The sequence below is a fragment of the Streptomyces sp. Ag109_G2-15 genome (assembly GCF_900215565.1).
Classification (GTDB): domain Bacteria; phylum Actinomycetota; class Actinomycetes; order Streptomycetales; family Streptomycetaceae; genus Streptomyces; species Streptomyces diastatochromogenes.
Genome location: NZ_OCNI01000001.1, coordinates 7,610,741 through 7,623,263 on the forward strand (window position 1 = coordinate 7,610,741; position 12,523 = coordinate 7,623,263).

Genomic DNA, 12,523 nt, shown 5'->3' on the forward strand with positions numbered 1-12,523 from the left:
TGAGCGGGTGACGGGGGAGGGGGTGGATCCTGGGCGCGGTGGTTGCGAAGATGGGCGCATGACCATGTCCCAGGGCGCCCGCCGGCCCACGATCGCCGATGTGGCCCAGGCGGCGGGGGTCTCGCGGACGACGGTCTCCCACGCCCTCAACGGCATCGGCAAGGTCGATCCGCGTACCCGCGAGCGCATCAAGGGGGTCGCCGCCGAACTGGGCTACCGCCCCAACCTCCGGGCCCAGCGGCTGCGGCGGGGCCAGGCCAGGGCGATCGCGCTGGTCTCCTCGATGCCGTTCGCGGTGGCCGGCGGCCCCTCACGGCTAGGCTTCTACATGGAGGTGGCCGCCGCCGCGGCCGAACGGGCCCTCGTCCACGAGTACGCGCTCGTGCTGATCCCGCCCGTGCAGTCCGGGGCCGCGCTGTACTCCGTCGACATCGACGGCGCGATCGTCGTCGAGCCCGAGGCGGACGACCCGGCCGTGGCCCAGCTGCGGGAGCGCGGGCTGCCCTATGTGGCGCTGGGCCGGCCCACCGCCCCCGACGACGACGCCCCGTACGTGGACCTGCACGGCGGCCGCGTGGCCGAACTCCTCCTGGACCACCTGCGCGCCCAGGGTGCCCGACGCCCGGCGCTCATCGTGGGCGAGAGCACCCGCCACTCCTCACTCGACGCCCGCGCCGCCTACGAACGCGCGGCGCACGCGCACGGCTGGACACCGCTCGTCGCCACCGCACCGGAGGAGGGCGGTGAGCAGGCCGGGTACGACCGCTGCGCCGCCCTGCTCACGGAGCACCCCGGCATCGACGCACTGTGCGTACTCGTCGACGCCTTCGCCGTCGGGGCCGTACGGGCGCTACGGGACGCGGGCAGGCGCATCCCCGACGACGTGCTGGTCGCCACCCGCTACGACGGCCTGCGCGCCCGCACCTGCGAACCACCCCTCACCGCGGTCGACCTACGCCTGGACCGGGCCGCCACGGCCGCGGTGGAGCTGCTGCTCGCACGGCTGAGTGGCCAGACACCCGCCGACGGCGAGACGCCGACGCCCGGACACGGGGTGCCCGCCCCCGAGCCCGGCCTCGTCCTCCGCACCTCGTCCTTGCGCCGTCCGCAGACGGCCACGGAGGCGGGCACGGTCACGGGTCGGCGGACGCCTGCGGGTTGAATCCGTCCCCTGCTGCCTGACGTCGCGTCAGGCATCTGTCATCAGGCCCCCTGACGCCAGGGTGAAGGCGAGGTCTCGTCCCTGCGTCAGCCGCAGACGGCGACGGAGGGGGCGCGGCCACGGGTCAGCGGACACCTACGGGCTGAATCCGTCCCCTCCCGCCTGGCGCCGCGTCAGGTCCCCGCCATCAGAACCACCCCCGATACCAGGGCGAAGACGAGGACGAAGCCGCGCATTTTCTTCGCGTCGACGCGGCGGTGGACCAGGCGGCTCAGCCATGCCCCCGCCGCCAGAGCGGGCAGCAGCAGTGCGGCCCTGCCCACGTCCGCCGGATGACCCCGCCCGGTGGCGAACAGCAGGGCGAGCGAGGCGATTTCGCCGGTCAGGAAGCAGACGGCGACCGTGGCGCGCAGCTCGCCGGGTGGCCGGTGCTGGTAGACGAGGGCGAGCGGCGGGCCGCCCACGCCGGTCGCCGTCTCCGTCAGCCCCGTGAGGACTCCCGCGCCCAGATAGGCACCGCGCCCCGGCGTGAAGGCGGGCACGACGAGGCTCACCAGCGCGGCGAGCACCGTCGACGCACCGACGACTGCCCCGAGATCGCCCTCGGGGATCACCCACAGGAGGGCCAGCCCCGCCGGCGTCGCCGCCAGCCGCGCCGCCGTGATCCACCCGGCGCCGCGCACGTCGAGGCTGTGCCGCTCCCGCCAGGCGACGTACAGATTGAGCGGGATCATCGCGGTGAGGACGAACCCGGGCAGCAGCCCCGGATCGAGCAGCCCCGCGACCGGAGCGACGATCAGCGCGAACCCGAGCCCGCTCGTCCCCTGCACGAACGCGGCCGCTGCCACGGCCAGCGCCAGCACCGTCAGCGCACCGCCGCTCATCGCCCACCGTCCCGGCCTTGCGGCCACACCGCCGCCGACGTCGGATGGGTCCGCGTGATCCGGGCGCGCCGCACCACCTGCGGGGCCAGTTCCGCAGCCCGCCGGACCAGCCCGGGCCCGTCCCAGTCCAGCGGCCAGCCCCGCCACAACCGCAGCCGCCCGGCGACGAACACGGCGGTGATCTGGTCCCGGTTGCCGCGTCTGACCAGCTCCCACGGCCGGTCCCAGGACGGCTGCATCTCCGGCCCGGTGACGTCCACCAGCAGGAAGTCGGCGGCGGCACCGGCCGCCACCCGTCCGGTGAGCCGACCGAGACCGGCCGCGTCCGCGCCGCCCGCGGTGGCCCGGTCCAGCCAGGTCCAGCCCGCGCCGCAGGAGGAGTCGCCGCTGGCCAGACCGTAGCCGAGCCGCTGCGCGAACTCCGCTGCGTCCGCGAGCCGGAAGCCGTCCCCCCGTGTCCCGTCCGTGCCCAGCCCGAACCGGATGCCGCGCTCGGCGAACGTCGTGGCCGGGGCGACCGCGTTGCCCTTCCAGGCACTGGCGACCGGGTTGTAGCTCACCGCGGCCCCGCTGTCGGCGAGCAGTGTGACCTCGGACGGGGTGAGCAGCGTCGCGTGCGCGGCCAGCAACTGCGGGCCCAGCGCGCCCGCGTGGTGCAGGTACTCCAGCGGTCGTAGCCCATGCCGTACCAGGGAGCGTTCGACGGCGACGAGGTGTTCGTTCACATGGATCTGTACGACACGGCCCGCCTCGGCGGCGAGTCGCGCGGTGGCCGCCAGGGTGCCGGTGGTCGCGGCCTCCGGCACGGAGACGGCGAGCGACGGGTGGACGAGGTCGTCGCTGCCGAAGCGCGCCAGATGCTTCTCGGCGGCGCTGAGGACGGTGTGCGGGTCGGTGTCCTCGCCGGTGCCGTCCGGGGCGTCGTTGCAGACGAGTCCCAGCACGCAGCGGATGCCCGCATCGCGCGTCGCCGAGGCCACCACGTCCACGTCGACCGCGGCCCGGGTGCCCGCCTCGGCGACCGTCGTGAACCCGCCCCGCAACGACTCCAACGCGGCCAGTTTCGCGGCGACATACGCCGATTCCTCGTCGAGCGCGCCCTCCAGCGGTACCCACACCCGGCGGAAGATCTCCGACGGCTCCCCGAAGGCGAGCGCACCGCCGAAACCTTGCGTCAGATGGTGGTGGGCGTCGACGAATCCCGGCATCAGCACGTGCCCGGGCAGTCGGACGGGGGTCAGCGACGGGTAGGTGCGGACGATCCGCTCGGCGGGTCCGACATCGAGGAACCCGCCGTCCCGCACCACCACCGCGTGCAGGTCCCTGGGACCTTCGGGTGTCAGCGTCGCGTCGGGGACCAGCAGCAGCGCCTCCCGGCGGAGTTGGTCGGGGGACAGGTCGGTCATGGTTCTCCGTACTTCGGGCGGGCAGTCGGGGCGGCCGGTCATGCGTGGGCGGCCGGGGAGGGCACCTCGGCAGGCAGCGCGCCGGCGTCCGCGGTGCGGCGCCCCAGGTGGTGGAAGAGGACGTTGAGGACGGCGGCGACGAGGGCGCCCACGGCCACCCCGCTCTCCAGCAGGATCCGTACGCCGGACGGGAAGCCGGCGTACACCCCGGGAACCAGGATCGGCAGCAACCCGAGCGCGAGCGCGACCGCGCAGGTCACCATCGACGTGTGGTCCTGCAGCCGGGCCCGGTGCAGCATCTGGACGCCCAGCACGGTGATCACCGCGAAGACGACCATCGCGGCGCCCCCGACCACGGCCGACGGCATCACACTGATCGCCCGCGCGACGGGCGTGAGGAAGCCGAGCAGGACCAGCACGACGCCCGCAGCCGCAGTCACGTACCGGCTGCGTACGCCGGTGACCCGCACGATGCCGATGTTCTCGCCGCTGGTGACCATCAGCGGCAGCCCGAGGAATCCGCCGAGCAACGACGTCAGGGCGTCCCCGCGCACCGTGCGCGGCACGTCGGACCGGATGTCGATGTCCTTGCCCACCGCCTCCGCGTTGATGACGGTCTGCCCGGTCGCCTCCGCCATCGACGCCACGCTGTACAGCATCAGCGGCAGCGCGGCGAGGACGTCGAAGACGGGCGCACCGTAGGGCAACGGCCTCGGCACACTGACCAGTTGACCCGCCAGCAGTGCGCCCGGATGGACCTGGCCGACCGCGAAGGCCAGGCCCGTGCCCCCGATCAGGCCCAGCAGGACGGCGAGTTGCCGCAGGACCCCGCGCAGCAGCCGGGTGAAGGCGACGATCAGGCCGATCGTGGCGAAGGCCAGCCCGAGCCGGGCCGGATCCCCGAAGCCGGGTGTGCCGGGCTGGCCGGTGACCAGCAGTGCCCCGACCCGCACCAGATTCACGCCGACGATCACGATCATCGTGCCGATGACCAGCGGCGGGAAGAACTTCAGCAGCCGTGAGAACAGCGGGAGCACCAGGAAGGTGAAGGCCGCGGTGAGGATCACCGCTCCGGTGGCCGTGCGCAGTCCGTGCTGTTGCGCGATGGCCATGAACAGGATCAGCGGCGCACCGCCGGGCAGCATCACGAACGGCAGTCGCGGCCCGAACTTCCAGGGCCCGAGGGACTGCACGAGCGAGCCGATCCCCGACAGCAGCAGCGCCGCCGAGAGCAGGTCGACGGTGAGCTGCGGGCTCAGCCGGAGGGTGGCGCTCATCAGGAAGATCGCGGAGATCGGCGTCGCCGCCATGACGAGGACGTGCTGGACGCCGAAGAGGAGGATCCGTCCGAGGGGGCGGGACTCGTCGACGGGGTGTACGGGACTGGACACGCGCGGGCTCCGTTCGGCTCGCTCGGCTCAGGCCTCGACGATCCGGCCGTGGACGGCGGCCAAATCGATGTGGCCAAATCGATTTGGCCGTCAGTATGGCGGTACGGAACACGGGTTGGTCAAGAGGCCGGCCGGAGTCGTCTGCTGCGACTCCGGCCGGTCGGGCGGTCGGTCAGAGCGAGGCGGGCTCTGTCCGTGCGGCTGTGGCGTGGTTGTCGTCTCCCGTTTGCGCGGGGCGCCCGAACAGCAGCGTCGCGGCGCCCAGTCCGAGCCCGGCGCCGAGCAGCTGGGCCGCGACGAACGGGACGACGGAGGCGGGGGCGATCCCCGCGGCCGTGTCGGTGACGACGCGGCCGATCGTCAGCGCGGGGTTGGCGAAGGAGGTCGAGGACGTGAACCAGTACGCGGACCCGATGTAGGCGGCCACCGCGGCCGGTACCAGCCGGGCACGGCCGGTGCGCTGCAGGCCCAGGACGAGCAGGATCAGCCCGGCGGTGGCGACGACCTCGCCCAGCCACAGGTGTCCGGCGGACCGCTCGTGGGTGGACAGCTTCACCAGGGGCCGGGCGAACATGGCGTCGGCGAGGACCGCGCCGCCGATCGCCCCGGCCACCTGCGCCGGTATGTACGCGGCCACCTCCCGTAGGGTCGGTCCGGTGCTCCGGCGGCGGTCGGCGTACCAGGCGGACAGCGTGACGGCAGGGTTGAGGTGCCCGCCGGAGACCGGTCCCAGCAGCGTGATGAGCACGCCCAGGCCGAACACGGCGGCGAGCGAACAGGCCAGCAACCGCACACCGGCGTCCTGCGACAGCTGGGTGGCCTGGATCCCGGAACCGACGGCCACGACCACGAGCAGCCCGGTCCCGACCGCTTCGGCGGCGACGCGGCGGGCGAGTGAACCGGTCATGCGATGTACGGCGCTTGATGCGTCTGATGCGTCATGACAGGCAGTCTGGGTGTGCCCCCGAGCGCGAGGACAGTGGAGGAAAACCCCATCCTGCCCGGGATCTCTCGTCGGTTGCGCGGTGCTCGACGAAACGGTCACGCCGCACGGTGCTCGACGACACGATCACGCCTCAGCGATGGTGGTGCAGCCGGTCGAGCAGAACGTAGGCGCGTTTCTCCGCGGCCGCGAGTTCGGCGGGGTCGATCCCGGCCGGCCACAGCTCGCCGGCGGCGGCGTCATCGGCGTCGCGCAGTTCGACGACCGCCACCGCCAGACGCACCTGGACGAGCGAGGGCGGCGGCCCGACGGCACGGCCCAGTGACCGTTCGGCCCGGTCGGCGGCCGCCACGCACGCGTCCAGCGCACGCTCCACCCGTACCGCGGCCCGGTCGTGCACCACCAGCAGGGCGCACAGCAGCCCCGTGCCGATCCCCACGACGCTGCCGATCACCCGGTCGAGGACCAGCTCACCGGTCGGTGCGGGCGCGGCCAGGTCGCTCAGCAGCAGCGCCATCGGGGTCAGGAAGACGACGCCCAGGCCGTAGTTGCGGACCACCACGAACTCCAGCAGGAACTCCAGGGCCACGATGACCAGGGCGAGTGCCATGGGCTCCGGGTGCGCGGCCAGCACGCCGAGCGCGATCAGCAGCCCGAGGAGCGTGCCCAGGGTGCGCTGCACGGCACGCTGGGCCGTCGTACGCAGGTTGACCGAATGCAGCACGGCGGCGGCCGAGATCGCCGCCCAGTAGCCGTGCTCCAGGTGCAGGAGGACGGCCAGCCCGCCCGCCACGCCGGTGCCCAGGGCCATCCGCAGCGCGGGCACGGCCAGGACGGCGAGGTGGTCGGGGCCACCCGGGCGCCCGACCAGCAGCTCCGTGGCACGCAGCGCGGCGGCGTCGTCCCGCGCCGCGGCCGACCCCGCCGCGCATCCGGCCCCACCGTCCCGGTCCTGCGGCAACGGCGACGCCGTAGGGAGGAACGGCAGCTCACGCAGCACGGCGGGGGTCCGGCGGCGCCGGTCGGTGAGGAGCGCGGCCTGCCGGCGCAGCTGCACGGCCGTCGCGGCCGGGGCACCGGGCGCACCCCGCGCGGAGCCGACCAGCAGGGTCCAGGACAGGTCGGTCAGGCGCAGGAAGACAGCGTCGGGGCCAGGCCCTGCGTGCCGAGCCCGAGCGGGCGGCGGAGAGCCGAGGCACTGGTACGCCTGCAGGACGGCGACGGTGGCCCCGTGCCGGGTCTGCCGCGGTACGTCCCCCGCCGCGGACGCCTCCAGCACCTCGGCGAGCCGACGCAGGGCCATGGCCACCGCCAGACGCTGCGGCCGCTCGGGATGCACCAACCGGCCGGAGACCGCCAGCAGCCACGCGAACGCCGCCCCGGCCGCCGCCAGCGCCGTGTGGGGGAGCACATCGGCCCACGTGGCAGAGGCGTTGGCCGCCACCGCGAACGAGAACAGGAGCAGCACCGCGCCGAGCCCGCCGAGCCGGGTGGCATCGCAGACGTACTTGGCCACGCCCGCGACCACGGCCGTCGCCGCTGCCACCACGGCGGCACCGGCCGCCGACTCCCCGGGACGGGCCCACACCGCGAGCGCCGACCCACAGCCCACGCACGCCGTCATGGCCACGGCCACCCCCGCGAGCACCCGGGCGCGACGGGCGTAGGGCAGATTGCGGCCGAACGTGGTGGTGAAGGATCCGAGCATGGCGTAGACCGCCAGATCGGGCCGTCCCACCGCCACGATCGGTACGGCGACCAGCCCCATGGCCAGGGCGGCCCGCACGGCGAACAGCAGCGCCCCGTCCACGTCGTGCAGGGCCAGCGCACCGCGTGGGGAGAGCGCCCGCCCCGCGCCGGCGACCGAGCCGCGCCAGCCGTGCCCACGCACGGGAGGGGAGAATCGGCGCGAACCCGGCATGCTCGGTGTATACCCCGTGCTCCGGCCGGGTGCGCGGTGAGCGGGCGGCCACATGCCGTTGCCCGGGACGGCGCGCTCCGGCGGGCCGGCAGGCGGCGACGGAACTACCCTGGTGGCGCATGAGCACCTGGTTGCCGCTGGACGCCGTGCCCCGCCTGGCCGGTGCGGTGCTCCTCGGCGCCGCGGTCGGCGTGGCCGTCGGGCTGTCGTCTCGGGAGCTGCTGGGTGCGCTGGCCGGGATCGCCGTGACGCAACTCGCCTTCGTGGTGGCGGGCTGGGCGGTGCTGTGGCCCATGGACGCCGCGGCCACCCATCGCAACGCCCGACGCGAGGACTTCCGGCCCGTCGGAGAGGAACTCGTGGTCGTGGCGGTCGCCTCGTGCGGACTGGTCGCGATCGTGCTGCTGCTCCTGCTCGGCGCCTCCGACACCGGCCATGTCGGCGCCGCGACCGCGCTGTTCGGGGTGTTCATGGCCTGGGCCGCACTGCACCTGATGTACGCCACCCGCTACGCCTACGTCTACTACGCCGCCGGGGGCGGGATCGACTTCAACTCCGACCAGCAGCCCGCGTACCGCGACTTCTTCTACTTCAGCTACAACCTCGGCATGACCTACCAGGTGTCGGACACCTCCGTCTCGAGTACGACCGTCCGCGCGATCGTGCTGCGGCACACACTCCTGTCGTACGTCTTCGGCACCAGCATTCTCGCCACCGCCATCAACCTCGTCGCGGGCCTAGTCACCGGCTGACGTCCTCGCGCGGTTCCGCGCCGGACGCAGCAGGATGAGAACAGGAACCATCGGAATCAGGAACCATCGAAATCCGGGACCGTCGCAGGAGGAGGCCGGTTCGTGCCCGAGTCACAGGCCGTGGTCGTCGAACCGACCAGAGCCACCGTCTTCCTCGTGGTCACGGTCGATCCGGGTGGCGAGGGGGCGGTCCGCGACCTGCTGGAGGACGTCTCGGGTCTGCGCCGCTCGGTCGCCTTCCGCGCACCCGACGACCGGCTCACCTGCGTCGTCGGCATCGGATCGGAGGCCTGGGACCGGCTCTTCGGTGGACCGCGCCCACGGGAACTGCACCCGTTCGCGGAGCTGAACGGCGCACGCCACCATGCCCCGGCCACCCCGGGAGACCTCCTCTTCCATGTGCGCGCCCGCCGCATGGACCTGTGTTTCGAACTGGCCCGGCTGGTCATGGAGCGGCTGCGCGGCGCGGTCACGGTGGTGGACGAGGTCCATGCCTTCAAGTACTTCGACGAACGCGACCTGCTCGGGTTCGTGGACGGCAGTGAGAACCCCGAAGGGCAGGTCGCGGCCGACGCGGTGTTCATCGGCGACGAGGACCCCGACTTCACCGGCGGCAGCTATGTGATCGTGCAGAAGTACCTGCACGACATGACGGCGTGGAACGCCTTGCCCCCGGACCGGCAGGAGAAGGTCATCGGCCGGACGAAGCTCGCCAACGTCGAACTCCCCGACGACATCAAGCCCGCCGACTCCCACGTGGCGCTCAACACCATCACCGACGAGAACGGCGACGAGCGCAAGATCGTGCGCGAGAACATGCCGTTCGGCAGCCTCGCGGAGGGCGCGTTCGGCACGTACTTCATCGGCTACGCGCGTACTCCGGACGTGACCGAGCAGATGCTGAGGCACATGTTCCTGGGCGACGGCCGAGCCCCGTACGACCGCATCCTCGATTACTCGACCGCGACCACCGGGTGCCTGTTCCACGTACCGACCGTCACCTTCCTCGACGACCTGCCCGCCGCTCCCGGCTGAGCCCGAACCCGGCTCCTGATCAGCCCGGTCCGCCGGGTCACCCGCCGAGGGACACCACCACCGCGGTCAGCTGTCCCTCGGGTGCGCGGTAGCTCACCGAGTCGCCGGCCCGGTGGCCGAGCAGCGCGTGCCCCAGCGGACTGTCCGCCGTGATCAGCGTGGGGTCCAGTACGTCCACCGTCACGCCGATCTGGAACGTGTCCTCCTCGCCGTCCTCGAAGCGCACGGTGACCGTGCTGCCGACACCGACCACGTCGGTGGAGGGCAGACCCGCTTCGGCCGCCTGCCGCAGCCGTGTGGTGATCTCCGAGATACGGGCGTCCAGGCGATCCAGCGCGTCGACGCGCTGCAACTCGTCGGCCTCGTCGGCGCGGTCGCCGGTCGTGTCACCGTCGCGCAGGGTCGCCGCGACCGATGCGCGTTCGGCGCGGACTTCTGCGAGTTCCTTCTCGAGCGCCTGACGGGCAGCCGCGCTGATCGGCTCGGGTTCGCTGGTCATGCGTGCTCCTCAGGTGTGGGGGAGAGGAAAGAACTGGCCGAAAACATGATCTTTCGGTCATGTTAGTCGAGGTGCTGCGGATAACCCCCCGGCATAGCCTGGGAAAGAGCGACGACGGTCGGCCTCCGTGTGCCGAAGGAGTGAGAGCCGTGGCCATCTCCGAGCACGACCAGAAGCACCGGGAGCCCCGGGTCGGCCCCGTCCCCAAAGAGGAACCGGAGTTCCACCCGTACCACCACCCGGCCGCGGGCTGGGGCGCCGCGAAGAGCGTGAGCCGGGTGCTGATGCGCGAGGGCGCCCTGGTGGACGGGCCCCGGGCGATCATGCGGATGAACCACGAGGGCGACGGGTTCGACTGCCCGGGATGCGCCTGGCCCGACGACACCAAAGGGCTCCACCTGGACATCTGCGAGAACGGCATCAAGCACGTCACCTGGGAGATGACCGGCAAGCGGGTCGGCCGCGACTTCTTCGCCGCGCACTCGGTCACGGAGCTGTTCGGCTGGAGCGACTTCGACCTGGAGGACCAGGGACGGCTGACCGAGCCGATGGTCTACGACCCCGAGTCGGACCACTACGTCCCGATCCGCTGGCACGACGCCTTCGAGCTGGTCGGCCGCACTCTGCGCGAACTGGACGACCCGAACCAGGCGTCGTTCTACACCTCCGGCCGCCTCGGCAACGAGGCCACCTTCCTCTACCAGCTGCTGGCCCGCGAACTGGGCACGAACAACCTGCCCGACTGCTCCAACATGTGCCACGAGGCCAGCGGTCGCGCCCTGGAGGCGTCCCTGGGCACCGGCAAGGGGACCGTCGACCTCAAGGACTGGGAGACCACCGACGCCCTGTTCATCATGGGCGTCAACGCGGCCTCCAACGCGCCCAGGATGCTCACCGCCCTCGCCGAGGCTTACCGCCGCGGCGCCCAGATCGTGCACGTCAACCCGCTGGTCGAAGCAGCCGCCACGCGCACCATCGTGCCGCACGACTTCACGGACATGGCCCTCCTCAAGACGACCCGGACCAGCACCCTGAACCTGCAGCCGCGCATCGGCGGCGACATGGCGCTGCTGCGCGGCATGGCCAAGGCGGTCCTGGAGCAGGCCAGGACCGATCCCAAGGCCGTCGACCAGGAGTTCGTCGACCGCCACACGGCCTACTTCGACGAGTACCGGGACCTGTGCGAGGCGACCCCCTGGGCGGAGATCGAGCACCAGTCCGGTCTCAGCCGCGACGACATCCTCAAGGCCGCGCGCGTGTACCGCGACGCCGACCGCTCCATCTTCAGCTGGTGCCTCGGTGTCAGCCAGCACGAGCACGGCGTCGACACCGTCCGGGAGATCGTCAACCTCCTTCTGCTGCGCGGCAATCTGGGCCGCGAGGGCGCCGGTCCCTCACCGGTGCGCGGGCACAGCAACGTCCAGGGCAACCGGACCTGCGGCATCGACCACCGGCCCACCGAGGAGTTCCTGGACCGCCTCGCCGAGATCTGCGGGATCGACCCGCCCCGCGAGCACGGCCTGGACACCGTCGGCACGATCCAGGCCATGCACAGCGGCGACGTGAAGGTGTTCGTCGGCATGGGCGGCAACTTCGCCCTCGCCGCGCCCGACACCCCGTACACCTACGAGGCGTTGCGCTCCTGCGACCTCACGGTCCAGGTGAGCACCAAGCTGAACCGCAGCCACCTGGTCCACGGCCGGCAGGCCCTCATCCTGCCGTGCCTGGGCCGGACCGAGAAGGACCATCAGAAGGGCGGCCTCCAGGCCACGTCGGTCGAGGACTCGATGAGCATGGTCCACCTCTCGGTCGGCATGAAGCGCCCCGCCTCCAAGCACCTGCTGTCCGAGCCCGCCGTCATCGCCGGCATCGCCCGCGCCGCCCTCCCGGACAGCGACACCCCCTGGGAGTGGTACATCGAGGACTACGACCGTGTCCGCGACACCATGGCCCGGGTGCTCGACGGGTTCGAGGACTGCAACCGCCGTGTGCGCCTGCCGCTCGGCTTCCGCATCAAGCAGCCCGCCCGCGAACTGGTCTTCCTCACCCCCACGGGGCGCGCCGAGTTCTCCGCCGCCCCGCTGCCCGACGTCGTCCCCGCCCCGGGCACCCTGGCCCTCGGCACCATGCGCTCCCACGACCAGTGGAACACGACCATCTACTCCGACAACGACCGCTACCGGGGCGTCAAGAACCTGCGCACGCTCGTCTTCATGAACGAGGACGACATGCGGGAACGCGGCATCTCCGAGTTCGACCCGGTCGACATCACCAGCACCGCCAAGGACGGCAGCCACCGTCACCTCAACGGATTCCTCGCCATCCCCTACGACATCCCCCGTGGCTGCGCGGCCGGCTACATGCCGGAGATGAACGTGCTGTGCGCGCTCGGCGACTACAGCACGCAGAGCGACCAGCCCCTGATGAAACACGTCAAGGTCACGATCGAACCCGCCGCTTGAGAGGTCGGTGCCTTCAGGGACTCATGGGCTCCGTCCCGGGCCTCACCGGCTCCTTCCGGGCCTCACCG

The 12,523-nt window shown here is 72.3% G+C and carries 10 protein-coding genes; 4 read left to right on the top strand and 6 right to left on the bottom strand.

The features are described from left to right. The first annotated feature begins 58 nt into the window (after positions 1-58). Positions 59-1,162 carry a LacI family DNA-binding transcriptional regulator gene (locus tag CRP49_RS34255; protein WP_097256842.1) on the top strand — a complete coding sequence of 368 codons (1,104 nt, stop codon included), beginning with the start codon at positions 59-61 and terminating at the stop codon, positions 1,160-1,162. Between the two features lie 173 nt (positions 1,163-1,335). Here the strand turns inward: CRP49_RS34255 and CRP49_RS34260 are convergent, their stop codons facing one another. From CRP49_RS34260 to CRP49_RS34280, 5 genes are all read right to left on the bottom strand, one after another. After that, entirely contained in the window at positions 1,336-2,046 is a 711-nt protein-coding gene (locus tag CRP49_RS34260) for a sulfite exporter TauE/SafE family protein (protein ID WP_097256843.1), read from the bottom strand. Next, on the bottom strand, positions 2,043-3,452 hold the full coding sequence (locus tag CRP49_RS34265; protein WP_097256844.1) for an amidohydrolase family protein: 1,410 nt from the start codon (positions 3,450-3,452) through the stop codon (positions 2,043-2,045). The genes CRP49_RS34260 and CRP49_RS34265 overlap by 4 nt, the downstream gene beginning before the upstream one ends. Before the next feature lie 38 nt (positions 3,453-3,490). Then, positions 3,491-4,843 (bottom strand): uracil-xanthine permease family protein, encoded by a 1,353-nt coding sequence (locus CRP49_RS34270; RefSeq protein WP_179851840.1) that lies wholly within the window; start codon positions 4,841-4,843, stop codon positions 3,491-3,493. A 172-nt stretch (positions 4,844-5,015) separates the two neighbouring features. Beyond that, on the bottom strand, positions 5,016-5,750 hold the full coding sequence (locus CRP49_RS34275) for an aquaporin (RefSeq protein ID WP_097256845.1): 735 nt from the start codon (positions 5,748-5,750) through the stop codon (positions 5,016-5,018). A gap of 169 nt (positions 5,751-5,919) precedes the next feature. Then, entirely contained in the window at positions 5,920-7,707 is a 1,788-nt protein-coding gene (locus CRP49_RS34280) for an FUSC family protein (RefSeq protein ID WP_097256846.1), read from the bottom strand. A gap of 119 nt (positions 7,708-7,826) precedes the next feature. Between CRP49_RS34280 and CRP49_RS34285 the strand changes: the two genes are divergently transcribed. Further along, on the top strand, positions 7,827-8,459 hold the full coding sequence (locus CRP49_RS34285) for a DUF1345 domain-containing protein (RefSeq protein WP_097256847.1): 633 nt from the start codon (positions 7,827-7,829) through the stop codon (positions 8,457-8,459). A gap of 102 nt (positions 8,460-8,561) precedes the next feature. After that, positions 8,562-9,494: a Dyp-type peroxidase gene (locus CRP49_RS34290; RefSeq protein ID WP_097256848.1), complete on the top strand. Its 933-nt coding sequence runs from the start codon at positions 8,562-8,564 to the stop codon at positions 9,492-9,494. 37 nt (positions 9,495-9,531) lie between these two features. Here the strand turns inward: CRP49_RS34290 and CRP49_RS34295 are convergent, their stop codons facing one another. After that, on the bottom strand, positions 9,532-9,993 hold the full coding sequence (locus tag CRP49_RS34295; RefSeq protein ID WP_097256849.1) for a GreA/GreB family elongation factor: 462 nt from the start codon (positions 9,991-9,993) through the stop codon (positions 9,532-9,534). 149 nt (positions 9,994-10,142) lie between these two features. Here CRP49_RS34295 and CRP49_RS34300 point away from each other — a divergent pair, with 149 nt between their 5' ends. Beyond that, positions 10,143-12,455 (top strand): FdhF/YdeP family oxidoreductase, encoded by a 2,313-nt coding sequence (locus CRP49_RS34300; protein ID WP_373560379.1) that lies wholly within the window; start codon positions 10,143-10,145, stop codon positions 12,453-12,455. The last annotated feature ends 68 nt before the right edge of the window (positions 12,456-12,523 follow it).